This is a genomic window from Neoroseomonas eburnea (genome assembly GCF_018129005.1).
Lineage (GTDB): Bacteria > Pseudomonadota > Alphaproteobacteria > Acetobacterales > Acetobacteraceae > Neoroseomonas > Neoroseomonas eburnea.
On sequence record NZ_JAAEDL010000006.1, the window covers coordinates 13819 to 38881 of the forward strand.

19 protein-coding genes are annotated in these 25063 nt (G+C 70.0%); 18 read left to right on the forward strand and 1 reads right to left on the reverse strand.

Annotated elements, in window-relative coordinates:
* Window positions 1–50 precede the first annotated feature (50 nt).
* From GXW74_RS07660 to GXW74_RS07670, 3 genes are all read left to right on the forward strand, one after another.
* Window positions 51–1904: a PHA/PHB synthase family protein gene (locus GXW74_RS07660; protein ID WP_211845898.1), complete on the forward strand. Its 1854-nt coding sequence runs from the start codon at window positions 51–53 to the stop codon at window positions 1902–1904.
* A 7-nt stretch (window positions 1905–1911) separates the two neighbouring features.
* Window positions 1912–2379: a CYTH domain-containing protein gene (locus GXW74_RS07665; RefSeq protein WP_211845899.1), complete on the forward strand. Its 468-nt coding sequence runs from the start codon at window positions 1912–1914 to the stop codon at window positions 2377–2379.
* 77 nt (window positions 2380–2456) lie between these two features.
* Complete coding sequence (locus GXW74_RS07670) at window positions 2457–4592, forward strand: acetate--CoA ligase family protein (protein WP_211845900.1); 2136 nt, start codon at window positions 2457–2459, stop codon at window positions 4590–4592.
* 51 nt (window positions 4593–4643) lie between these two features.
* Here the strand turns inward: GXW74_RS07670 and GXW74_RS07675 are convergent, their stop codons facing one another.
* Window positions 4644–6029 carry an L-serine ammonia-lyase gene (locus tag GXW74_RS07675; RefSeq protein ID WP_211845901.1) on the reverse strand — a complete coding sequence of 462 codons (1386 nt, stop codon included), beginning with the start codon at window positions 6027–6029 and terminating at the stop codon, window positions 4644–4646.
* 402 nt (window positions 6030–6431) lie between these two features.
* Here GXW74_RS07675 and GXW74_RS07680 point away from each other — a divergent pair, with 402 nt between their 5' ends.
* The 15 genes from GXW74_RS07680 (at window position 6432) to GXW74_RS07750 (ending at window position 25056) form a co-directional block, all read left to right on the forward strand.
* Window positions 6432–7535, forward strand: a complete 1104-nt coding sequence (locus GXW74_RS07680; RefSeq protein ID WP_211845902.1) for an ABC transporter substrate-binding protein — start codon at window positions 6432–6434, stop codon at window positions 7533–7535.
* A gap of 4 nt (window positions 7536–7539) precedes the next feature.
* Window positions 7540–8331, forward strand: coding sequence for an ABC transporter ATP-binding protein (locus GXW74_RS07685; RefSeq protein WP_211845903.1), 792 nt, complete (start codon window positions 7540–7542; stop codon window positions 8329–8331).
* Window positions 8328–9098 carry an ABC transporter permease gene (locus GXW74_RS07690; RefSeq protein ID WP_211845904.1) on the forward strand — a complete coding sequence of 257 codons (771 nt, stop codon included), beginning with the start codon at window positions 8328–8330 and terminating at the stop codon, window positions 9096–9098. The genes GXW74_RS07685 and GXW74_RS07690 overlap by 4 nt, the downstream gene beginning before the upstream one ends.
* 2 nt (window positions 9099–9100) lie before the next feature.
* Window positions 9101–9781 carry an isochorismatase family protein gene (locus tag GXW74_RS07695; RefSeq protein WP_211845905.1) on the forward strand — a complete coding sequence of 227 codons (681 nt, stop codon included), beginning with the start codon at window positions 9101–9103 and terminating at the stop codon, window positions 9779–9781.
* Window positions 9782–9996: 215 nt separating this feature from the next.
* Window positions 9997–11565 (forward strand): ABC transporter substrate-binding protein, encoded by a 1569-nt coding sequence (locus tag GXW74_RS07700; protein ID WP_246523050.1) that lies wholly within the window; start codon window positions 9997–9999, stop codon window positions 11563–11565.
* Window positions 11566–11570: 5 nt separating this feature from the next.
* Complete coding sequence (locus tag GXW74_RS07705) at window positions 11571–13139, forward strand: GMC family oxidoreductase (protein ID WP_211845906.1); 1569 nt, start codon at window positions 11571–11573, stop codon at window positions 13137–13139.
* A 45-nt stretch (window positions 13140–13184) separates the two neighbouring features.
* Window positions 13185–14426 carry an NAD(P)/FAD-dependent oxidoreductase gene (locus tag GXW74_RS07710; RefSeq protein ID WP_211845907.1) on the forward strand — a complete coding sequence of 414 codons (1242 nt, stop codon included), beginning with the start codon at window positions 13185–13187 and terminating at the stop codon, window positions 14424–14426.
* Window positions 14427–14879: 453 nt separating this feature from the next.
* Window positions 14880–16427 carry a phosphoric/sulfuric ester hydrolase PehA gene (gene pehA, locus GXW74_RS07715; RefSeq protein WP_211845908.1) on the forward strand — a complete coding sequence of 516 codons (1548 nt, stop codon included), beginning with the start codon at window positions 14880–14882 and terminating at the stop codon, window positions 16425–16427.
* Between the two features lie 19 nt (window positions 16428–16446).
* Window positions 16447–18069: an ABC transporter substrate-binding protein gene (locus tag GXW74_RS07720; protein ID WP_211845909.1), complete on the forward strand. Its 1623-nt coding sequence runs from the start codon at window positions 16447–16449 to the stop codon at window positions 18067–18069.
* A gap of 7 nt (window positions 18070–18076) precedes the next feature.
* Window positions 18077–19690: an ABC transporter substrate-binding protein gene (locus GXW74_RS07725; protein WP_211846071.1), complete on the forward strand. Its 1614-nt coding sequence runs from the start codon at window positions 18077–18079 to the stop codon at window positions 19688–19690.
* A gap of 3 nt (window positions 19691–19693) precedes the next feature.
* Window positions 19694–21304, forward strand: coding sequence for an ABC transporter substrate-binding protein (locus GXW74_RS07730; RefSeq protein ID WP_211845910.1), 1611 nt, complete (start codon window positions 19694–19696; stop codon window positions 21302–21304).
* Complete coding sequence (locus tag GXW74_RS07735; protein WP_211845911.1) at window positions 21301–22266, forward strand: ABC transporter ATP-binding protein; 966 nt, start codon at window positions 21301–21303, stop codon at window positions 22264–22266. The genes GXW74_RS07730 and GXW74_RS07735 overlap by 4 nt, the downstream gene beginning before the upstream one ends.
* Window positions 22263–23249, forward strand: coding sequence for an ABC transporter ATP-binding protein (locus tag GXW74_RS07740; protein WP_211845912.1), 987 nt, complete (start codon window positions 22263–22265; stop codon window positions 23247–23249). The genes GXW74_RS07735 and GXW74_RS07740 overlap by 4 nt, the downstream gene beginning before the upstream one ends.
* A complete protein-coding gene (locus GXW74_RS07745) occupies window positions 23249–24184 on the forward strand; it encodes an ABC transporter permease (RefSeq protein ID WP_211845913.1) in 936 nt (311 codons plus the stop codon). Before GXW74_RS07740 ends, GXW74_RS07745 begins: the two co-directional genes overlap by 1 nt.
* The gene (locus GXW74_RS07750; RefSeq protein ID WP_211845914.1) at window positions 24184–25056 is read left to right on the forward strand and encodes an ABC transporter permease; all 873 of its coding nucleotides are present in this window, start codon (window positions 24184–24186) and stop codon (window positions 25054–25056) included. The genes GXW74_RS07745 and GXW74_RS07750 overlap by 1 nt, the downstream gene beginning before the upstream one ends.
* Window positions 25057–25063: the final 7 nt, after the last annotated feature.

Below are 25063 nucleotides of genomic sequence, written 5' to 3' on the forward strand. Positions count from 1 at the left end.
TGCGCCGCCGCAAGTGCGGGGGCGGCGCGGCTGCGCTATAGGCCATTTCCATGACATCCCGCCGTTCCGCCCGCGGCACGCCGCCCGGCGCGCTGGTGCCGGCCGCCGTGCCGGCCACGACCGTCCGCCCCGCCGCGCCGCACCCCGCCCCGCCTTCATCGCCCTCCACCGAACCCCTGGTCGGCCCGACCTTCCACACCTTCGACCGCATCCTCCGCGCGGCGCAGGCGCGGATGACGCAGGGCATTTCCCCGGTCGCCATCGGCACCGTCTGGACGGACTGGGCGGTGCACCTGACGCGCGCGCCCGGCAAGCAGATGGAACTTGCCGCCCGGGCCTGGATCCAGGGGCTGCGCTACCTGCTCTGGCTGCGTCGTGCGGCGACGGGCGAGCATCCGCCGCCCCTGATTGCCCCCAACAACGGCGACCAGCGCTTCACCGGAGAGTACTGGCAGGCCTTCCCGTACAACGCGCTCGCCCAGGCTCACCTGATGGCCGAGGCCTGGTGGCTGGAAGCGACCCGCGGCGTGCCGGGCCTGCCGCACCGCCATGCGGAGGGCGTCGCCTTCATGATGCGCCAACTCGCCGACGTGCTGGCGCCGACCAACATCCCCTGGGTCAATCCGACGATCGTCGCCCGCACCCTGTCGGAGGGCGGCCTCAACCTGCTGCACGGGGCGGAGAACTGGCTCGACGACCTGGAGCGCGGCCTCGCCGGGGCGCCGCCCGCCGGCGCGGAGCATTTCCGCCCCGGCCATGAGGTGGCGGTGACGCCCGGCCGCGTCGTCTACCGCAACGACCTGATGGAACTGATCCAGTACGCGCCGACCACGCCGACGGTGCATGCCGAGCCGGTGCTGATCGTGCCGGCCTGGATCATGAAGTACTACATCCTCGACCTCAGCCCGGAGAACTCGCTGGTCCGCTGGCTGGTGGCGCAGGGTTTCACGGTCTTCATGGTCTCCTGGAAGAACCCGGACGTGCGCGACCGGGAGACCGGCCTCGACGACTACCGCCAGCGCGGCGTGATGGCGGCGCTCGACGCCGTTTCGGCCATTGTGCCCGACCGCCGGATCCATGCCTGCGGCTATTGCCTGGGCGGCACGGTACTTTCGATCGCCGCGGCGACCATGGCGCGCGACGGCGACAGGCGGCTCGCGAGCATGTCGCTGTTCGCCGCGCAGACCGACTTCGCCGAGGCCGGCGAGCTGATGATGTTCGTGGATGAAGGGCAACTCTCCTTCCTCGAGGACATGATGTGGGACCAGGGCTACCTGGACACGCACCAGATGTCAGGCGCCTTCCAGTTGCTACGGTCCAACGACCTGCTGTGGTCGCGCATGATCCGCGACTACGTTCTCGGCGAGCGCAACGGCATGAACGACCTTGCCGCCTGGAACACCGACCAGACGCGCATGCCCGCGCGCATGCACGGGGAATACCTGCGCGGCCTATTCCTCGAGAACCGGTTGACGGCGGGGCGCTTCGCGGTGGAAGGGCGCGTCATCGCGCTGCGCGACATCAAGGCGCCGATCTTCGCGGTGGGCACGACCAAGGACCACATCGCGCCCTGGCGGTCGGTCTACAAGATCTCGCTGTTCAGTGACACGGATGTGACCTTCGCCCTGACCAAGGGAGGCCACAATGCCGGCATCGTCAGCGAGCCCGGCCATGCGGGGCGACACTTCCAGGTCATGACGCGCCGGCATGGGGAGCGGTACATCGACCCCGACACCTGGGCAACGATCGCTCCGCACCGCGATGGTTCCTGGTGGCCGGCCTGGGCGGAATGGCTTGCGCAGGCCGGCAGCGCCGAGCAGATCGCGCCGCCCGCCATGGGCGCACCCGAGCGCGGGCTGCCGCCGCTCGAGGACGCGCCCGGCACCTATGTGCTCATGAAGTGACCGGCATATGGGCATCGAGATCGAGCGCCGCTTCCTTGTCCTTGGCGATGGCTGGCGGGCCGCTGTCACGCGCAGCCGCCGCTTGCATCAGGGCTACCTGGCGCGTGAGGAGGGGGTGGCGGTGCGGCTGCGCGTCACGGATGGCGGGGCCGTGCTGACGATCAAGGGGCCGGGGCACTTGGCGCGGCCGGAATACGAGTACGCGGTGCCGCTGGCGGAGGCGGAGGAGATGCTCGGCACCCTCTGCACAGGCCGCCGCATCTTCAAGACGCGCCATGATGTCTTGCATGGCGGGCTGGTCTGGGAAGTGGACGTGTTCGAGGGACCGCTGGCCGGCCTGGTGATCGCCGAGGTCGAACTCGACGACGTGGCGCGCGTTCCGGACCTGCCGCCCTGGGCCGGACGGGAGGTCACGGCCGACCCGCGCTACTCCAATGCCGCGCTTGCTTCCGCGGCTGCTCCGCCGCGGGGGTGACGGATCGCCGGACGCATCCTAGGCTTCCTTCTGCCGGCCGGAAATGAGCCGGGCTGCAGCCGAGGGGAAGCGCAAGCATGAGTTTGTCGAGCCGCGCCGTCTATCGTCATGGCGACATGCGCAGGTTGTTCGATCCCGCTTCCATCGCGGTGATCGGCGCGAGCCCCAGGGCGGGTTCCTTCGCGGACCGTACCATCCAGGCGCTCAAGGACTTCACGGGCCGGCTCTACCTGGTGAATTCGCGCTACGAGAAAATCGGGGAGCGCGCCTGCTTCCCCTCCGTCGCCGCGCTGCCGGAGGCGCCGGATTGCTGCATCGTCGTCGCCGCCAAGGATGCGGTGGAGGAGATCGCGACCGACTGCGCCAGGGCCGGTGTCGGCGGCATCATGGTCTATGCCTCCGGCTTCCGGGAAACGGGGCGGGAGGACGACATCGCCGCGCAGGACCGCCTCGCGGAGATCGGACGCGCGGCGGGGATGCGCATCGTCGGGCCGAACTGCATCGGCATGCTGAACTTCCGTACCAGGGCGGGTGTGACCTTCATGATCCCGCCGCCGATGGAGCAGCCGCTCCCGCACGCGGTAGGGCTCGTCAGCCAATCGGGCGCGCTGGGCTTTTCGCTCGCACAGGCGGTGATGCGCGGCGTCTCGGTCAGCCACCTGCTGACCACGGGCAATTCCTCCGACGTCGACGTGGCGGACTGCATCTCCTTCCTCGCGGATGATCCGGACTGCGCGGCGATCGGCTGCGTGTTCGAAGGCATGCCCGACCCGATGCGCTTCATCCATGCGGCGGAGATCGCCGATGCGGCGAACAAGCCGCTGGTCGTCTTCAAGCTCGGCACCGGGGAGGCCGGCGCGGCGGCGGCGATGTCGCACACCGGGTCGCTGGCGGGCGAGAACGCCGCCTACCTCGCCGCCTTCGAGCGCGCCGGCGCGATCGTGGTGCCGGATTTCGAGGCGCTGGTGGAAACCGCCTCCTTCCTCGCCAAGGCCCCGCCGCCCAAGGCGCGCGGCGTGGCGGTCGTGGCGGTTTCCGGCGGCGCCGCCATCATGTCCGCCGACAAGGCCGAGGCGCGCGGCGTGCCGTTGCCGCAACCGACGCCCCCCGTGCAGAAGATTCTCGAATCCCGCATTCCGGATTTCGGCTCGGCACGGAATCCCTGCGACGTGACCGCGCAGGTGGCGAACGACCCCGAGAGCCTCACCGCCTGCGCCTCCGCCATGTTGGGGGAGGAACACTACGGCGCGCTGATCTACGCGCAGATCTACTCGACGGAGCTCTCGGCCAAGCGGCCGGGGGAACTCGCCGCGATCGCCGAGCAGCACGACAAGCCGATCTGCGTGGTGTGGACAACGGAATGGCTGGAGGGCTTCGGCTCCAAGGAGGCGGAGCAGAACCGGCGCATCGGTCTGTTCCGGTCGATGGACCGCTGCTTCGCCACGCTCGCGCATTGGCACGCGCGGGAAGCGCGCCGCGCCGCCGGGCCGCGCATCACCGCGCGCCTGTCGCGCCCGGAGGCGAAGGCCGAGGCAGCGGCGCTGATCGCTGCCTCCCAGGACCGCACGCTGACCGAGCGCGAAGCGAAGGCGGTGCTCGCCGCCTACGGCGTGCCGGTGGTGCCGGAGAAGCTGACACAGAGCGAGGATGCGGCGGTGGCGGCCGCGGAGGCGCTCGGCTTCCCCGTGGCGATGAAGGTCGAAAGCCCCGACCTGCCGCACAAGACGGAAGCGGGCGTCATCCGACTGCGGCTCAAGGACGCGGCGGAGGTGCGGGATGCCTACCGCGCCGTCATGGCGAATGCGAAGCATCACGCGCCGAATGCGCGCATCAACGGCGTGCTGGTGCAGCCCATGGCGAAGCCGGGCGTGGAGGTCATGGTCGGCGCCCGCGTCGATCCGCTGATGGGACCGCTGATCGTGGCGGGCCTCGGCGGCGTGCTGGTGGAGCTGATGCGCGATTCCGCGCTGGCGCTCGCCCCGGTCACGACGGCCGAGGCGCGCGGGATGTTCGCTCGGTTGCGCGGCCGCGCCGCGCTGGAGGGCTTCCGCGGCGCGCCGGCGGCGGATCTCGACCGCCTGGCGGACATCGTGACGCGCCTGTCGGAGTTCGTCGCGGATCAGCGCGACCGCGTGGCGGAACTCGACGTGAACCCGATCATCATCGCGGGGGCCGACGCTGTCGCGGTGGATGCGCTGATCGTCAAGGCATGAGAAGGTGCCGGGCGCCAGGCGCGCCCGGATCCTCACCGGCGGGGCGGCGGATCAGCACTGCACGACGTTGACCGCCAGCCCGCCGAGCGACGTCTCCTTGTACTTGTGGGACATGTCGAGGCCGGTCTGCCGCATGGTGGCGATGACCTGGTCCAGGCTGACCAGGTGTCGCCCGTCGCCATGCAGCGCGAGCCGGGCCGCGTTGATCGCCTTCACCGCGCCGATGGCGTTGCGTTCGATGCACGGCACCTGGACCAGGCCGGCGACCGGGTCGCAGGTGAGGCCGAGATTGTGCTCCAGCCCGATCTCGGCGGCGTTCTCGACCTGGGCGTTCGTCCCGCCCAGCGCCGCCGCCAGCCCCGCCGCTGCCATCGCGCAGGCCGAACCGACTTCGCCCTGGCACCCCACCTCGGCGCCGGAGATCGAGGCGTTGCGCTTGATGATCGCGCCGATCGCCGCGGCGGTCAGCAGCAGGGTCTCGACACCCGCCATGTCGGCGCCGGGCACGAAGCGTTCATAGTAGCTCAGCACGGCGGGGATGATCCCGGCGGCACCGTTGGTCGGCGCGGTCACCACCCGACCGCCGGCCGCGTTCTCCTCGTTCACCGCCAGCGCCCATAGATTCACCCAGTCCATCGCATCGAGCGGGTCCGCCTCGTTGCGGAGCGAGCGGGCCTCGAGCCTGCGGAGCAGGTCGGGAGCGCGCCGACGTACGCGCAGCCCGCCAGGGAGTTCGCCTTCGGCGCGCAGGCCGCGGGCGATGCAGGCGCGCATGGCGTCGCGGATCCGGGCGATGCCGGCCACGACATCGGCCGGACTGCGCAGGCTTGCCTCGTTGGCGCGCATGAGGGCAGCGATCGACAAGCGGGCCGCGTCGGCGCGATCCAGCAGTTCCGTGGTGTGATGGAACGGGTAGGGGACCTCGCCGGTCGCGGCGGCGGTGCCGGTCAGCTGTTCTCCGTGCTCATCGACGACGAAGCCGCCGCCGACCGAATAGTAGATGCGCGTGACATCGCCGCGCCCGGCCGAATGCGCGGTCAGGCGGAGACCATTCGTGTGCAGGGGCAGCGTCTCGCGCGGCCGGAAGATGATGTCTTCCCGCGGGTCGAAGGCGAGGCGCCGCCCGCCCGGCAGGGTCAGCCGCTGCTGGCTGCGGACCTGCCGGACCATGGAAGCTGCGTCATCCGGGTCGATCGTGTCGGGGCGCGCGCCCGTCAACCCCAGGATCACCGCGGCATCCGTGGCGTGTCCCTTGCCGGTGAGAGCGAGGGAGCCGAAAAGTTCCACGGTCAGCCGTTCGAGCGGCGCCGTCGGATCGAGGTCGGCGACGAAGCTCCCCGATGCGACCATGGGGCCGACGGTGTGGGAACTCGACGGCCCGACACCGATCCGGAACAGATCGAACAAGCCGATCCAGTGGGGGCTGGGCTGCGTCATGGCTGGTGGAGCGTATCCTCGGCCTGGCGGCACAATACGTGCCGCGATCGGGCTGAACAATGACAGCGATCCACCGATCCGAACGGCGTGGTGGGGCGGCGGCGAAGCCTTCGCATCCGTGCCGATGTCCGCTGCCGCGGCCTCGGCACCCCTGTCGCGCAGAGCCGTGCTGCGCGGGGCCCGCAACCCGCACGCGCCGTGCCGAAGCTGCCGTGGAAGACGTCATTGCGGCTGCTCCGTGGGCAGCGGGGCGCTGCCTGCCGGACGCGCGACGAGGCACAGGATGGGCGGGATGCAAGGGCGGCTGGCATCCGACCTGCCGCGTGGTACGGTGCTTGCACGCTGGCGGCTCCACGCCGCGGGACCTTCTCCGTGTCGGCATGCGCCTCGGGAATCAAGACCATGTTCGCTGCCCAGACCCCCCATGTGAGTCGCCGCGCCCTGCTTGCCGCCGGCCTGTTCGCGGCCGGCGCCACGCCGCGCCTTTCCGCGCCAGCCTTGGCGCAGGGGCTGAAGCCTGTGAAGCTGACGCTCCCGTGGCTTGCCAATGGATCGACGCTTTTCACCTATGTGGCGAAGAACCAGGGCTTCTTCCGCCGCCGTGGCATCGATGTCTCGATCTCGCGTGGCTTCGGCTCGGTCGCGGCCGCCCAGGCGGTGGGTTCAGGGGAGTTCGACTACGGCTTCGTCTTCGCCGGCGGCACCATCCTGGGCGCCGCGCGAGGGTTGCCGCTCGTGGCCATGTCCACTCTCGGCTACGACGCGACCATGGGCATCCTGGTCCGCGCCGACAGCCCGGTCAGGGAAGCGAAGGATCTCGAGGGCAGGAAGATCGGCATCGTGCCGACCTCGGCCGAAGCCCCTTACTGGCCGGCCTTCGCACGGAAGACAGGCATCGACGCTGCCGGCATCACCATGGTGCAGATGGACAACCGGGTGCTGGAGCAGGGCCTCATCAACCGCCAGGTGGATGCCATCACCGCCATCGGCACCTCCAGCGTGCCGGTGATGCTGGCGCTGCGCCAGCAATGCCGCTTCCTGCCGTGGAGCAAGGCCGGTGTCTCGCTCTATGCCGGCCAGGTGGTGACGCGGCGCGAGACGCTGGAGAAGGACCGCGAGCTGTCGCGCGCCGTGACCGACGCGCTCGGCGAGGGCCTGGCCTTCGCGCTGAAGGATCCCGAGGCCGGCATCGACATCTTCCTGCGCGAGGTGCCGGAAATCGGCGTCACCTCCGGCGGGCGGGAGAACGCGCGCATCTCCCAGGCGCTGATGCACTACACGGTACTCTCGCCCGAGGCGCAGACGCACTCGCTCGGCTACACCGACATGGCCAAGGCGGCCGAGATGGTGGAGATGGTGATGGAATTCGGCGCGCCGCGCGATGCGCGCAAGCCGGATGTCGCAACCCTGTTCAGCAACGACTTCGCGGGCACGGTGAAGCTGACCGCGGCCGAATGGGCGCAGGTGCGGCAGAACGTGGCGTCCTACGCCGCCATTCTCGGCTGATGACATGAGCGCACGCGGCGCGGCCGCCGAAGCCATCACCGCAGCGCGCGTCCGAAAGGTCTACGAAACGCCCTCCGGCCCGGTGGAAGCCGTGGCCGAGGCGAGCTTCCGCATCGCGCGGGGCGATTTCGTCTCGATCCTGGGGCCGTCCGGCTGTGGCAAGAGCACGCTGATGCTGATGGTCGCGGGCCTCGAACCCGCGACCGCGGGCAGCCTGCGGATCGACGGCGTGGAGGTTTCCGGGCCGCAGGTCGACGCCGGCATGATGTTCCAGGACCCGACGCTGCTGCCGTGGCGCAGCGTGCTGGACAACGTGCTGTTCCCGATCGGCATGCGCCGCCGGGTCAGCGCCGCCGACCGCGAGCGGGCGGAAGGCCTGTTGCGCATGGTCGATCTCTGGGGCTTCCGGGACAAGCGGCCACGGGAGCTGTCGGGCGGCATGCGTCAGCGCGTCGCCCTCGCCCGGGCCTTGATCGGGGACCCGCGGATCCTGCTGATGGACGAGCCCTTCTCCGCGCTCGACGCCATCACGCGCGACGAGATGGGGCTCGCCCTCGCGCGCATCTGGGACACGACGCACAAGACCTCGATCTTCATCACCCACTCGATCCGGGAGGCGATCTTCCTGTCCGACCGTATCCTGGTGATGGGGCGGCGGCCTTCCACCATCGTCGAGGATATCCGCGTGCCCTTCGAGCGCCCGCGCCAGCCTTCCGTCGAGGCGGACGCCCGCTTCAACGAGCTCTACCTGCACCTGAAGGCCTCCATCCACCGCACCACGGCGGGGGCGGCATGACCCGCGCTCAGCTCACGCGGGCGCATGCCCGCCAGGTTCTCCTGCCGCTGCTCACCGCCGGGCTGATCCTCGGCGCATGGGAAGCGGCGGTGCGCATCGGGGAGATACCGGACATCCTGCTGCCGGCGCCCTCCGCCGTCGCGATCCGGCTGTACGAGACCCTGCCCTTCCTGCTGAAGCAGGCGGTGCCGACCACGCTCGAGACCATCGCGGGCTTCGCCATCTCGACCGTGCTCGGCATCGCGCTGGCGGTGCTGGTCAGTGCCTCCCGCCTGGCGCGGGAGGCGCTCTATCCGAACATCGTCTTCTTCCAGCTCATCCCCAAGATCGCGCTCGCGCCGCTGTTCATCGTCTGGCTCGGCATCGGCAGCCCGTCGCGCGTCACCTTCTCGGTCTTCATCTCCTTCTTCCCGGTGGTGGTGGCGACGCTGACCGGGCTGACCTCGGTGGACCGCGACCTGCTGCGCCTGTGCCGCGCGGTCGGCGGGAGCGGCTGGAAGACCTACGCCCAGGTGCGCTTCCCCGCGGCGGTGCCGCACATCTTCTCCGGCCTGAAGATCGCCATCACCTTCGCCATGATCGGGGTGATCGTGGGCGAGTTCATCACCGCCCAGGCCGGGCTCGGCTATATGATCCTGTTCGCCGCCTCGCAGGCGGAGATGGCGCTGATCCTCGCTTCCATCGCATTGCTCTGCGTCATCGGCCTGCTGCTCTACGGCGCGGTCGTGGCCATGGAGCGCGTCGCCCTCAAGCGCTACGGAGCCTGACCATGGCAGCCATCACCATCGCGGCCGAACCGGAGGCGCTGCCCATCGCCACGGCCACCACGGCGCTCGTCGTGGTCGACATGCAGAACGCCTACCTGTCGAAGGGCGGCTATCTCGACCGCGTCGGCTTCGACGTCTCGGCCAGCCCGCCGGTCATCGAGAAGGCGGCGATGGTGCTTGGCGCGGCGCGCAAGGCGGGGCTCTTCGTCGCGCATCTGCAGAACGGCTTCGACGCGCTGCAGACCGAGGCCGGCGGCCCGACCGCGCCGGTCTGGCACAAGTCCAACGCGCTGAAGTACATGCGCGCCAACCCGTCCGAGCGCGGCAAGCTGATCACCCACGGCACCTGGGACCATGAATTCGTGGAGCCGATGCGCCCTGCCGCCGGGGAGGCGATCATTCCCAAGGCACGCTACAGCGGCTTTGCGGGCACCAATCTCGAGCAGCTCCTGCGCGCGCGCGGCATCACCACGCTGCTGCTGGTCGGCGTGAATTCGAATGTCTGCGTCGAATCGACCCTGCGCGATGCCTATCACCGCGAGTTCTTCGCGCTGATGGTGCCCGATGCGACGTTGCAGGCGGGGCCCGACTTCATTCATGCGGCCACCATCTTCAACGTCCAGCGCTTCTTCGGCTGGACGGCGCCGGCGGCCATGGTGGTCGAGGCTCTCGCCGGCGGTTGAGCCTGCGCCGCACGGCGGTGCTGCGCGACGCGGCAGCGACGAGCCGCGTGGTCGCGGGGTCTTGCCCGAGGCAGATTGCCCCCGCCGCGGGACGAATTGCCCTGCCGGCAAGCAAATGCGTCGGAGGGTCCCTGTTTTCCCCCGCCCTGGGGCCTTGCCGGGTGCCTCGGCGCCATGTTCGCCTCGCTCCATCAAGCAACATCGGGGGTATTGGCATGCCGACTCGAACGGCAGCGCGGCTGCTCGTGCTTCTTGCGATGCTCGGGACGGTCACGCCGATGACGCCACCGCGGGCGCAGACGCTGACGGCGGTGCTGGAGGCGGAGATCGTCACGCTCGATCCGCACTTCACGCCGGCCTACATCACCCGCACCTTCGGCTACATGGTGTTCGACACGCTCTTCGCCATGAACGGCGCGGGCGAGGTGCGGCCGCAGATGGTGCAGGACTGGACGCGCTCGCCGGACGGTCTCACCTGGACCTTCACCCTGCGCGACGGGCTGAAATGGCATGACGGCACGCCGGTGACGGCGGCGGATTGCGTCGCCTCCCTGCGCCGCTGGTTCACCCGCAGCGCGCTCGGGCGGCGGCTCGGCGAGGCGACGGCCACCCTCGAGGCGCGCGATGCGAAGACCTTCGTGCTCACGCTGCGCGCGCCCTTCGGCCTGGTGCTGGAGACGCTGGGCACCACGTCCTCCCCCGGGCCCTTCATGATACCGGAGCGCCTGGCGCGCACGCCGGGCACGGAACGCATCCCCGAGATCATCGGTTCCGGCCCCTTCGTCTTCCGCCGGGAGGACCACCGGCCGGGCGACCGCATGCTGCTGCGCCGCAACACCGCCTACGTGCCGCGCCCCGAGCCGGCCGATCACCTGGCAGGCGGCAAGGTCGTGCGCATCGACGCCCTCGACATCCGCGTGGTGCCGGACGGCGCGACCGTCGTCGCGGCGATGCGGTCCGGCGAGATCGACTACATGCAGTACGCGCCCTTCGACATGCTGTCAGTGCTGGAACGCGACCGGCGCATCCGGCTGGTGAATTTCAGCGGGCTCGAGCAGTTCACCGGCCACTATCGGACCAATGCCGCCTCGGGTCCCTTTTCCGATCCCGCCATCCGCCGCGTGCTGCTCTCCCTCGTGGACCAGTCGGAAGTGATGGCCGGGATGGGCCTGTCCGACCGCTATTCCCGCACCTGCAACGCCTTCTTCATATGCGGCTCGCCCTATGAAAGCGATGTCGGCACGGAGCCGATGCAGCGCCCGTCCATCGAGGCGGCGCGGGAGGCGCTGCGCCAGACGCGCTATGCCGGCGAGCCGGTCATCGTGCTCGTCGCCAACGATCTGGAGGCGCCGAAGATCTCCAGCGAGATCCTGGCGGACCGGCTGCGCCGCGCCGGTTTCAACGTGGACATGCAGGTGATGGACTGGGCCTCGGTGCTGGCCCGCCGCACCCGGCGGGATGGCTGGAGCGTCTTCGGTGTGCATGCCCTCGGCGTCGATCTGCACAATCCGCTGACCAACTCGGTCATCGGCTTCAACTGCACCGGGGCGACCACCGGCGGGTTCCATTGCGAGGCGAGGCTGACGCCCCTGTTCGACGCCTTCGCGGCAGCCCCGACTCTGCAGGAGCGCCAGCGCATCGCCGCGGAGATCCAGGGGATCCTCTACGAGCAGGGGATCGCGGTGCCGTGGGGGCAGTTCGCCCAGCCCGCCGCGCATCGTGCCCAGTTGCATAACCTGATCACTTCGGCGATCCCGCTCTTCTGGAACGTGGAGAAGCGCTAGCCGTCATGTTCGATGTGATCGTCGTCGGCGCGGGTTCGGCCGGTGCGCCGCTCGCCGCCCGCCTGTCGGAGGACGGGCATCGCAAGGTGCTCCTGCTGGAGGCCGGGCGCGACTGGCGGGCCGCCGAGGCGCCCGCCGCCCTGCGCAGCGCCAACATCATTCCCTTCATGCACGACCCCGGCCACCAGGCGGAGTGGCAGTGGCCGGGCCTGACGACGCGCCGTACTGCTCTGCAGGAGCCGAAATTCTACTGGCGCGGCAAGACCATGGGCGGCTGTTCCACGGTCAATGCGCAGATCGCCATCCGCGGCGTGCCGGCTGCCTTCGACGCCTGGGCCGAGGCGGGCTGCGAGGGCTGGTCGGCCAGCGACGTGCTGCCGATCTTCGACGCCATCGAGGATGATTCGGAAACCGGCGCCGCCCCGGGTATCCGGCGCGGCGGCCCGCTGCCGGTCTTCCGCATGCCGGCGGATCAATGGGGCTCGGTTGACCGCGCCCTTCGCGATGCCGCCCTTGCCGCAGGGCACCCCTGGAAGGCGGACCTCAATGCGCCGGAAGGGGAGGGGGTCTCCTGTTACCCGATCAACCTTCGCGACGGGCAGCGCATCACCACCAATGACGGCTATCTGGAGCCGGCGCGCGGTCGCCCCAACCTGACCATCCGCGGTGAGGCGCTGGTCGATCGCGTCCTGTTCGACGGCCGGCAGGCGCGCGGGGTGCGCGTGCGCTTCGGTGCCGGCCTCTGGGAAGAGATCGCGGCGCGGGAAGTGGTGCTCTGCGCCGGCGCCATCCACAGCCCGACCATCCTGCTGCGCTCCGGCATCGGTCCCGCCGAGGAACTCGCCACCCTTGGCATTCCGGTGTTGCACGACCTGCCGGAGGTCGGGCGGAACCTGATGGACCACCCGATCCTGCGCGCCACCCTGGCGCTGAAGCCGGAGCATCAGGCGCGCGGCCGCGACGCCCGCCACACCAATTGCTGCGTGACCTACAGCAGCGGCCTCGCCGGCGGCGGCGAGCGCGACATGATCATGATCGCCTTCAACCATCGCGGCCTGACCGCCGATGGCGAGCCGGCGCCGACGGGTTCGGTCGGCCTGTCGCTCTACGATGCCTTCTCGCGCGGCAGCGTGCGGCTCGTCTCGGCCGATGCGGATGCCCAGCCCATCGTCGATGAGAACATGCTGGCCGACCCGAGCGACCGCATGCGGCTGCGCGACGGGGTGCGGCGGCTCGCGCGCCTCGCCGCCCTTGCGCCGATCACGGGCATCGCGGAGCGCGTCACCTTCTGCGAGGCGGACATGTCCATCGCCGAGGCGGCCGCTCTGCCGGACGATGAGCTGGACACGCTGATGCTGCGCGAGGCGGGCGACATCCAGCATGCCGCCGGGACCTGCCGCATGACGGCGCATGAGGACCCCCGTGGCGTGGTGGACCCGGATCTGCGGGTGCGTGGCGTCACCGGCCTGCGGGTGGCGGATGCCGCGATCATGCCGACGGATTGCCGCGCCAATCTTCACTTCACCTGCGTGATGATCGGCGAGGCACTGGCGCGGCGGATGCGGCAGGCATGAGTATGCCGTGCCGCGAATCGGACGTGATCGAAGGGTGATGTGAGAATGCCGCAATCGGCGATCGTGCTCGGCGCGGGCATGGTGGGGGTCTCGGTGGCGCTGCATCTGCGCCGCCGCGGCTACGACGTGGTGCTGGTGGACCGGCAGGGGCCGGGCGAAGGGGCCTCCTTCGGCAATGGCGGCCTGATCCAGCGCGAGGCCGTGCACCCCCATCCGTTTCCCCGCGACGTCTCCGAACTGCTCCGCATCGCGCGCAACGGGTCGATCGACGCCCACTACCACCCCTTCGCGCTGCCGGGGCTTGCCTCGCCGCTGCTGCGCTACTGGTGGCACTCGGAACCGGCGCGCTACGCGCAGACCGTGCAGGCCTATGCGCGCCTGATCGAAACCTGCCTCGACGAGCATCTAGCGATCGCGCGGGGCACCGATGCGATGGCGCTGCTGCGGCCGATCGGCTGGATGCGCCTGTTCGGCGACCCGCAGCGCTTCGAGACGGCGCTGGCCCAGGCGGAACTGGCGCGCAAGGAATATGGGGTCAACTTCGTCGCGCTCGACCGGGCCGGCGTGGCGGCGGCGGAACCGCATCTGCTCGCGGAACGCACCGGCGCCATCCATTGGACGGATCCGCTTTCGGTCAGCGACCCGCATGCGCTGACGCTTGCCTATGCGCGGTTCTTCGAGGCGGAAGGCGGTCGCTTCGTCCTGGGCGACGCGGCCACGCTGCGCCGCGTTGCCGCGGGTTGGCGCGTGCAGGCCGAGGACGGCCCGGTCGAGGCGGCCGAGGTGGTGATCGCGCTCGGCGCGGCGGCCACCGAGGTGACGCGGCGGTTCGGCTATGCGCCGCCGCTCTTCGGCAAGCGCGGCTATCACATGCATTACCGCCTGCAGGGGAATGCGGTGCTCAACCGGCCCGTGCTCGATACCGATAGCGGCTTCCTGCTGGCCCCGATGCGGGCGGGAATCCGCCTGACCACGGGGGCCGAGTTCGCGCGGCCCGACGCCGCCCCTTCGCCGGTCCAACTGGAGAGGGCGGAGCCGGTGGCGCGGCGCCTGCTGCCGCTGGCCGATCGGGTGGAGGCCACCCCGTGGATGGGCGTGCGCCCCTGCATGCCCGACATGCTGCCGGTCATCGGGCGTCTGCCGGGCCATCAGGGCGCCTGGTGCGCCTTCGGGCATGGGCACCAGGGGCTCACCCTAGGGCCGACCACCGGGCGCCTGCTCGCCGAGATGATGACGGGCGGGGAGACCTTCGTCAGCCCCGAGCCGTACCGGCCGGACCGCTACTAGCACGCTGGCGAGACGCGCGGATTGAGGGGCCTCACCCCCTCAAACTCTCGTGTCGGGGGGCACGGCCCCTTCGATCTGCGGTGACGTAAGGTAGCGGTTTCCAAAGGCCTTTCGGCCTTTGGCGGGGAGAGCCCGAGAGGGGCGGCGCCCCCCTAGGAACAACCAACGAGGCCTTCTGCAGAGCGGATTGCACGCGGCCGGAATCAACCGCATGCATGAAGATGCCCGCCAGGTGACGGCCGGAGCGATGGGAAGCCGCACCCACGGCTCGCGCCGGCGAGAACTGGGCTGACCTCGCCGGTCGCAGCATGCGCGTAACGCACCGCGTCTCTCTCCGAGACATGCCCTTCCACACCACGCCGCACGCCGCGCATCACACAACCGAAACACGTCCGTCATCGGCGCGTCGCGCTGATGCTCTACCCCGCCCCCCGCTTCAGGAGATCGGGCGGCATGGCGGGACGGCGGAACGTACTTCTCATCGTGGTGGACCAATGGCGCGCGGATTTCGTGCCCTGCCTGGGTGCGTCCTTCCTGCACACGCCGAATCTCGACCGACTTTGCCGCGAGGGTGTGACCTTCCGCAACCATGTCACCACCGCCGTGCCCTGCGGGCCGGCGCGCGCGTCGCTGCTGACCGGCCTCTATCTGATGAACCATCGCGCGGTGCAGAACACGGTGCCGCTCGACGCGCGCCACATGAATCTTGGCAAGGCGCTCCGGCTCATCGGCTACGATCCGGCGCTCATCGGCTACACCACTTCGACCCCGGACCCGCGCACGACCGGCCCGCGCGACCCGCGCTTCACCACGCTGGGCGACCTGATGGACGGGTTCCGCAGCGTCGGCGCCTTCGAACCCTCCATGGACGGCTATTTCGGCTGGCTGGCCCAGAAGGGCTACAGGCTGCCGGAGCGCCGCACCGACATCTGGCTGCCCGAGGGAGAGGACGCCGCGCCCGGTGCGACCGACCGGCCCTGCCGCATCCCGTCGGAGCTCTCCGACAGCGCCTACTTCACCGAGCGTGCGCTGACCTATCTGAAGGGCAAGGGCAGCAAGCCGTGGTTCCTCCACCTCGGCTACTGGCGGCCGCATCCGCCCTTCGTTGCCTCGGCGCCTTACCATGCCATGTACCGGCCGGAGGACATGCCGGCGCCGATCCGCGCCGCGACGGCGGAGGAGGAGGCGGCGCAGCACCCGCTGCTCGGCCACTATCTCGAAGCGATCCGCCAGGCCTCCTTCTTCGAGCGCGCGGACGGGCGCGGCGCCGAGCTCGACGGGCGCGAGATCGCACAGATGCGTGCCACCTATGCGGGCCTGATCAGCGAGGTCGACGACTGCCTCGGCCGCGTCTTCGCCTATCTCGACGAGACCGGCCAATGGGAGGACACGCTGGTGATCTTCACCAGCGACCATGGCGAGCAGCTCGGCGACCATCACCTGCTCGGCAAGATCGGCTACTTCGACGAGAGCTTCCGCGTTCCGCTGGTGGTGAAGGATCCCGACGCGCCGGAAGTCGGCGGCCGCATCGAGAATGCCTTCACCGAGAGCGTCGACGTCATGCCGACCATCCTCGACTGGCTGGGCGGCGACATCCCGCGTGCCTGCGACGGGCGTTCAATCCTGCCCGTGCTGCACGGCAGCCGGCCGGCGGACTGGCGGCGCTTCCTCTCCTACGAGTTCGATTTCCGCGACGTCTTCTATGACCAGCCGGAAGGGCGCCTCGGTCTCGGGATGGAGGAGGCGTCGCTGATGGTGGTGCAGGACGAGCGGCGGAAGTACGTGCACTTCGCCGCGCTGCCGCCGCTGTTCTTCGATCTCGAGAAGGACCCGCACCAGTTCCGCAACCTGGCGCTGGATCCGGCCCATGCGGTCGAGCTGCGCGACTACGCGCAACTCGCGCTGTCCCACCGCATGACGCATGCCGAGCGCACGCTCACGCATTTCCGCGCCACCCCGCACGGGCTGGAGAACCGGCTCGTTCCGACCACCACCGCCTGACGGACGGAGGAGAACACCCATGCGTCTCGATCGTCGTTCCCTGCTTGCCGGCGGCGCCGGCCTTCTCGCGATGCCTCGCATCGCCATCGCACAGGCGGACCAGCGCCCATCCATCACGATTGCCGTGCAGAAGGTGAGCAACAGCAACACGCTGGAGCCTCTGCGTGAACAGTCCAATGTCGGCGAGCGCGTCTTCCTCACCTCCATGTGGGAAGGCCTGCTCGGCCGCGACTATGCGAGCCGCCTGGAGACCATCCCGGTGCTTGCGGTCGAGAACCGCCGAATCAGCGACAGCGTCGTAGAGTTCAAGCTGCGTCCGGGCGTGAAGTTCCACAATGGCGATGAACTGACCGCCGAGGACGTCGCCTTCTCCTTCGGCAATGATCGCATGTTCGGCCCCGCCGGCCCGAACAGCGGCAGCACCATCCGCGTCGGTGAAGCCATGCCGACCAACAGCGGCAAGCAACTGCCGGTGGAAGTGCCGGCGGTCGCCAACCGCTCCTTCCCCGGCTTCGAGAAGATCGAGATCGTCGATCGCCACACGCTGCGCTGGATCAACCGCACGCCGGACGTGACCCTCGAAGGGCGCCTGGCGCGCATCGGCAGCGAGATCGGAAGCCGTCGTGCCTTCGCCGAGGCGGCGACCTGGCTTGAATGGGCGCGCAGGCCCGTCACCACCGGCCCGTACAAGGTCGCCGATTTCCGTCCCGACCATTCGCTGACGCTGGCCGCGCACGACGAATACTGGGGCGGCCGCCCGCCGATCCGCCAGATCCGCTTCGTCGAGGTGCCTGAAGTCTCCTCCCGCGTGAACGGCCTGCTGTCCGGCGAATACCAGTTCGCCTGCGACATCCCGCCCGACCAGATCGCCGGTATCGAGCGCAACGCGGCCTTCGAGGTGGTGGGCGGCACCATCCCGAACCACCGCCTCACGGTGTTCGACAAGAACCATGCCTCGCTGCGCAACCCGCTGGTGCGCCGCGCCTTCACGCACGCGATCGACCGGCAGGCGATCGTGGAGAGCCTGTGGGCAGGCCGCACCGAGATCCCCAAGGGCCTGCAATGGTCCTTCTACGGCGACATGTTCATCGCCGACTGGTCGGTGCCCCGCTACGATCAGACCGAAGCGCGCCGCCTGCTGCGCGAGGCCAACTACCGCGGGGAGCCGATCCCCTACCGCCTGCTGAACAACTACTACACCAACCAGGTCGGCACCGCGCAGATCCTGGTCGAGATGTGGCGCCAGGTCGGCCTGAACGTACAGATCGAGATGAAGGAGAACTGGTCGCAGATCCTCGAACGCTCGCCCACCCGCGCCGTGCGCGACTGGTCGAACTCCGGCCTGTTCAGCGACCCGGTCTCCTCGCTGGTGAACCAGCACGGGCCGAACGGCCAGCAGCAGCAGGTCGGCGAATACGCGAACGAGGAGTTCAACCGCCTCTCGGTCGAACTCGAGACCAGCACCGACCGCGCCCGTCGCCGCGCCGCCTTTCAGCGCATGCTGGTGATCGCGGAGCGCGAGGATCCCGCCTATACGGTGCTGCACCAGAACGCGACCTTCACCGCGAAGCGCAAGGACATCCGCTGGAAGGCCGCGCCGGCCTTTGCCATGGACTTCCGCGCGCAGAACTGGGGCGCCTGAGGCCATGATGCCGCTGAGCCGCCGCGCGGCGCTGCTGTGTGCCGCTGCCGTCACCCTGCCGCGCCCGGGAATGGCTCAGGCAGATCAGCGGCCTTCCATCACCATTGCGGTCCAGAAGGTCGTCAACAGCAATACGCTGGAGATGGCGCGCGAGCAGTCCAACGTCGGCACGCGCGTCTTCAATTCCTACTCGGAGATGCTGATCGACACGGACTGGATCGGCGATCTCTCGCTGCGGCCCGGCCTCGCCACTGCCTGGCGACGCATCGACGATCGCACGGTGGAACTCGACCTGCGTGAAGGCGTGCGCTTCCACAACGGCGATCTCATGACCGCGGAGGATGTCGCCTTCTCCTTCGGGCCTGACCGGCTCTGGGGTGCGGGAGGGCGGCAGGCGGGCGGCGCGCTTTTCGCCGGCGGTGCCGCCGGCGCCGCCGGCAAGGCACCGCCGCCGGAGGTCTCGGCTATCGCCCGTCGTACCTATCCGGGGTTCGAGCGCATCGAGATCCTCGGGCCGCACAAGGTCCGCTTCGTCAACCGTACGCCCGACATCACGCTGGAGGGCCGCATCGCGCGCAATGTCGGCCTGATCCTGTCGGAGCGCAGCTTCTCAGAGGCGGAATCCTGGCTCGCCTGGGCACGCCGCCCGGTGGGCACGGGGCCGTATCGCGTCGCGGAGTTCCGCCCCGATCGCGACCTGATGCTGGAAGCCTTCGACGAATACTGGGGGGGCCGGCCGCCGGTGCGCCGGATCCGCTTCGTCGAGGTGCCCGAGCCGGCGTCACGCGTGAACGGGCTGCTCTCCGGCGAGTTCGACTTCGCCTGCGACGTGAATCCCGATCAGATCGCGGATGTCGAGCGGAACCCGCGCTTCGAGGTGGTGGGCAGCACCATCACAAACCATCGCCTGACGGTGTTCGACCGCAACCATCCGCAGCTCCGCGATGCCCGCGTGCGTCGTGCCTTCACCCACGCCATCGACCGCCAGATGATCGTCGATGCGCTGTGGGCCGGCCGCACGCGCATCCCGAAGGGCCTGCAGTGGGACTACTATGGCGAGATGCTGCAGGCGGACTGGGCCGTGCCGGCCTTTGATCCGGCCGAGGCCCGCCGCCTTCTGCGCGAGGCCGGCTACCGCGGCGAGCCGATCCCCTATCGCCTGCTCAACAACTACTACACCAACCAGGTCGCGACCGCGCAGATCCTGGTCGAGATGTGGCGCCAGGTCGGTCTGAACGTGCAGATCGAGATGAAGGAGAACTGGGCGCAGATCTTCGATCGCAATGCGCCACGTGCCGTGCGCGACTGGTCCAACAGCGCGGTGTTCAATGACCCGGTCTCCTCGCTCACCGCGGCCTTCGGGCCGGAGGGGCAGAACCAGCAGGTCGGCGAGTGGCGCAACGAGGAATTCAACCGCCTCTCCGTCGAGCTCGAAACCGGCACGGATCGCGCGCGTCGGCGGCTGGTGTTCCGCCGGATGCTCGAGATCGCGGAGCGCGAGGACCCCGTCTACACGGTCCTGCACCAGACGGCGACCTTCACCGCCAAGCGCAAGGACATCCGCTGGCGCGCGGCACAGTCCTTCCTGATGGATTTCCGCAGCAGCAACTGGGGGGCCTGAGCCGTGACCTCACTTCCTCGCCGCGCAGCACTCGCGGGCAGCGCCGCGCTCGTGCTGCCGCGCTTCGCCATCGCCCAGGCCGACCAGCGGCCGGTGCTGACCATCGCCGTGCAGAAGATCAGCAACTCGAACACCTTCGAACCGCCCCGCGAGCAGTCGAATGTCGGCTTCCGAATCTCCTATTCCTATGCGGAGACGCTGATCGATTCCGACTGGTTGGGCGATCTCGGCCAGGTGCCGGGTCTCGCCACCGCCTGGCGGCGCATCGACGACCGTACGGTCGAGTTCGACCTGCGCGAGGGCGTGCGCTTCCACAACGGCGACATCATGACCGCCGAGGACGTCGCCTTCAGCTTCGGTCCCGATCGCCTGTTCGGCACGGGGGCGGCCCCGGCCTCGGGCGGCATCACCGCCGGCGCGGCCTCGAAGGAGCCGCCGCGCGAGGTGACCGCGGTCGCCCGCCGCAGCTTCCCGGGCCTGGAGCGTGTCGAGGTCGTCCGCCCCGGCGTGGTGCGCTTCGTCAATCGCGTGCCCGATGTCACGCTGGAAGGTCGGATCGCGCAGAATGTCGGCGCCGTCTTCTCCCGCCGCGGCTTCGGCGAGGCGGCGTCCTGGCTCGCCTGGGCGCGCGCGCCGGTCGGTACGGGACCCTACCGCATCGCGGAGTTCCGGCCCGATGCGCAACTCGTGCTGGAGGCGCATGACGAGTACTGGGGCGGCCGCCCACCGGCCCGCCGCATCCGCCTGATCGAGGTGCCGGAGGTGTCGTCCCGGATCAACGGGCTGCTCTCCGGCGAATGCGACTTCGCCTGCGACATCCCGCCGGATCAGATCGCCGGCATCGAGCGGAATGCCCGCTTCGAGGTGCTGGGCAGCCCGATCAACAACCACCGCATCATCTGCTTCGATCGCGGCCATCCGCAGCTGCGCGATCCGCGGGTGCGCCGTGCCTTCACCCATGCGATCGATCGCCAGGCGATCGTGGACAGCCTCTGGGCTGGCCGGACCGTCGTGCCCAAGGGTCTGCAGCTCGAAAGCTTCGGGCAGATGTTCATCGGCGACTGGTCGGTGCCGAAGCATGATCCGGCCGAGGCGCGCCGTCTGCTGCGGGAAGCGGGCTACCGCGGCGAGCCGATCCCGTACCGGCTGCTCAACAACTACTACACGAACCAGACGCCCACCGCGCAGGTGCTGGTCGAGATGTGGCGCCAGGTCGGCCTCAACGTCCAGATCGAGATGAAGGAGAACTGGACGCAGATCACCGACCGCAACGGCCAGCGCGGCGTGCGCGACTGGTCGAACACCGCGCTGTTCGGTGACCCGGTGGCCGCCATCCTGCGCGGCTTCGGTCCGAACGGCGAGATGCAGCTCAACGGGGAATGGACGAACGAGGAGTTCAATCGCCTGAGCGCCGTGGTCGAGACCTCGACCGACCGCGCCGCGCGCCGGGCCGCCTTCCGCCGCATGCTCGAGATCGCCGAGCGGGAGGACCCCGCCTATACGCTGCTCCACCAGGCGGCGACATTCACGGCCAAGCGCAAGGACATCGAATGGCGCGCGGCCAAGGCCTGGGCGATGGACTTCCGCGCCCGCAACCTGCGCTTCCCGGGATGACCCTCGTCGCCATCCGCGGCCTTTCGGTCGCCTTCGACGGCATTCCGGCACTGCGCGAGGTGGACCTCGACGTGCCGCGAGGCGGTGCCGTCGGCATGGTAGGGGAATCCGGCTGCGGCAAGTCGGTGACCTGGCTCGCCGCGCTCGGGCTGCTGCCGGGGCGCGCCACGGTGACCGGAAGCGTGGCGCTGGACGGGCAGGAACTGCTGGGCGCGCAGGGAGCCACGCTCGACCGCGTGCGCGGCGGTCGTGTCGCCATGATCTTCCAGGATCCGGCGAGCAGCCTCAACCCCGTGCATCGCCTTGGCACGCAGGTGGCGGAGGCGCTGCGGCTGCATCGCGGCATGGTCGGCACGGCGGCGCGCGCGGAGGCGAAGCGCCTGTTCGACCAGGTCGGCATCCCCGACGCGGCGCGCCGGCTCGACGCCTATCCGCATGAACTGTCCGGCGGCCAGAACCAGCGCGTCATGATTGCCATGGCGCTCGCCGGGCAGCCCGAACTGCTGGTGGCGGATGAGCCGACGACGGCGCTCGACGTCACCATCCAGGCGCAGATCCTCGACCTGCTGAATCGCCTGCGACGGGAGACGGGAATGGCCCTGGTGCTGATCTCCCATGATCTCGGCGTGGTGTCCGAGACCTGCGAGGAGGTCGCGGTCATGTATGCCGGCCGCATCGTCGAACAGGCGCCGGCGGAGGCGCTCTTCGCCAATCCGTCGCATCCCTACACGCGCGGGCTGCTGGCGGCGCTGCCGCCGCTCGACGGGCCGCGACAGAAGCTCGCTGCCATTCCGGGTGGCGTGCCGGAACCATGGGCCATGCCGCGCGGCTGCGCCTTCGCGCCGCGCTGCGCGCGTCGCACGCCGGCCTGCGAGGTGGCGGTCCCCTCCCACGCCCGCATCGCCGAACGCCACAGCGTCGCCTGCGTGCTGGCCGAGGCGCGGGAGCTCGTCGCGGCATGAGGGCGGCCACACTTCTTGAAGCGCGCGATCTCGTGCGGCGCTACGTCATGCGACGCGGCCTGCTCGGCCGCAGCGTGCCGGTCACCGCGGTGGCCGGATTGTCACTGACGCTGCATCGTGGGCGGACGCTCGGCCTGGTCGGCGAATCCGGCTGCGGCAAGTCGACCACCGGCCGCATGGTTCTGGGCCTCGAAATGCCGGATGCCGGCAGCGTCGCCTTCGAAGGCCGGCCGATGCCGCCGCCCGGCACGGCCGCCTGGCGGGCGCTGCGCGCGCGGATGCAGATGGTGTTCCAGGATCCGCTCGGGGCGCTCGACCGGCGCATGACGGTGGCGGCGCAGGTCGCCGAGCCGCTCGACATCCACGGTGTCGGCGGCGCCGCGGAGCGTGCGGACCGGGTCGAAGCACTGCTCCGCAACGTTGGCCTGCGGCCCGACCAGGGGGCGCGCTACCCGCATGAGCTTTCGGGCGGCCAGCGCCAGCGCGTGGTGCTGGCGCGGGCGCTCGCCACTTCGCCGGCCATGCTGGTCTGCGACGAGCCGATCAGCGCGCTCGACGTCTCCATCCAGGCGCAGGTGATGAATCTGCTGGTGGAACTGCAGGCTGAGCACGGCATGGCGCTGCTCTTCATCAGCCACGACCTGCGCGCGGTGCGCCAGGTGAGCGAGCGGGTCGCGGTCATGTATCTCGGCACCATCGTCGAGGAAGGCGAGCCCGACGCGCTGCTGCGCGACGCCCGCCATCCCTACACGCAGGCATTGGTTTCGGCGATTCCGCATCCGGGGCGCAGCGATGGCCGCATCGTCCTGCAGGGCGATCCGCCGAATCCCGCGGCGCGCCCCTCGGGCTGCCCGTTCCATCCGCGTTGCCCGGTCGCGGTGGCGCGTTGCGCGCAGGAGGCGCCCGTGCTGCGCGACCATCCCGGCGGGCGGCGCGTCGCCTGCCACCTGGCCGATCCGGCCGCCTTCGCGGAGGCCGCGTGATGCTGCGCTTTCTCGCCTCGCGCCTCGCCCGCGCGTTGCTGACGATCGCGATGGTCGTGACCTTCGCCTTCGTCGTGCTGCGCCTGTCCGGCGACCCGGCACTGCTGATCATGAGCGTCGATGCGCCGCCGGAAGCCATCGCCGCCTTCCGCGCCGCCTGGGGGCTCGATGAGCCGCTCTGGATGCAGTACGTGAAGTACTTCGGCGCCATCGTGCAGGGCGATCTGGGGCGCTCCATGCGCGATGGCCGCGACGCCATCGTGCTGGTCACCGAACGCATCCCGGCGACGCTCGCGCTGACGCTGCCGGCACTCGCGATCAAGATCGGCATCGGCATCCCGGCCGGCATCTACGCCGCGCTGCACCGGAACTCCCTGACCGACCGGCTGGTGATGACGCTGGCGGTGATGGGATTCACCGTGCCGTCCTTCGTGCTCGGCCTGCTGCTGGTGCTGGTGTTTGCTGTGCAACTCGGCTGGCTGCCTTCGGGCGGCGACGGGACCTGGCGGCACGCCATCCTGCCGGTCGTCACGCTCGGCATCGGCGGCGCGGCCGTGCTGGCGCGCTTCACCCGCAGCGCGATGCTGGAGGTGCTCGGCCAGCCGTACATCCGGACCGCGAGCGCCAAGGGCGTGCCCTGGCGCGCCGTGGTGCGGGGCCATGCGCTGCCCAACGCGGCCATCCCGACCGTGACCATCATCGGCTTCATGGTCGGCAGCCTGATCGCCGGTGCGGTGGTCGTGGAGAGCGTCTTCTCCTGGCCGGGCGTCGGACGGCTGCTGGTCGTCGCGGTGTCGAACCGCGACCTCGCGGTGGTGCAATGCATCCTGCTTCTGGTGGCGGCGACGATGGTGGCATCGAACCTGATCGTGGACCTGCTCTACGGCGCGCTCGATCCACGGCTGCGCCAGGCGCGCGCGGGGGGGGCGGGCTGATGTCGGACGCCGTGCTGCCTGCCGTGACCGCGGCGCCGCCGAGGCGGCGGACGCGCGTGCCGGTCGCCGTCGCGATCGGCCTCGGGTGGATCGCACTCATGCTGGCCGTCGCGCTGCTGGCCGACGTGATCAGCCCCTATGCCTACACCGCGCTCGACCTGCGCAACCGCCTCTCGGCGCCGGTCGGCATCGGCGGAAGCTGGGCCCATGGGCTGGGCACCGACGAACTTGGCCGCGACGTGCTCTCGCGCCTGTTCCACTCGATCCGCATGAGCCTGCTGATCGCCTTCGGCGCCACCATCATAGGCGCGGCCTTCGGCACCGGCATGGGCTTCCTCGCGGCGCATTTCCGCGGCTGGGTCGAACAGGCCGTGCTGGCGCTGGTGGATTTCTCCGCCAGCCTGCCCTTCCTCATCCTTGCTCTCGCGGTGCTCGCCTTCTTCGGCAATTCGCTGACGCTGTTCGTCGTGCTGCTCGGATTCCATGCCTGGGAACGCTATGCGCGCATCGCGCGGGGGCTGGCGATCAGCGCCGGGGCGCAGGGCTATGCGGCGGCGGTCCGCCAGCTCGGCGCGCGGCCGCTGCGGGTCTATTGGCGGCATATCCTGCCGAACATCGCCTCGACGCTGATCATCTCGATGACTCTCGCCTTCCCGGAGATCATCCTTCTGGAGAGCGGCCTGTCCTTCCTCGGCCTCGGTGTGCAGCCGCCGGCGACCTCTCTCGGCAACATGGTGGGCTATGGGCGGGAATACCTGACGCGCGCCCCCTGGATCCTGCTGGCGCCGGCCTTCACCATCATCCTGACGACGCTGGCCATCTCCATCGTCGGCGATTGGCTCCGGGACCGGCTCGACCCTACCCTGCGATAGGCGGCTG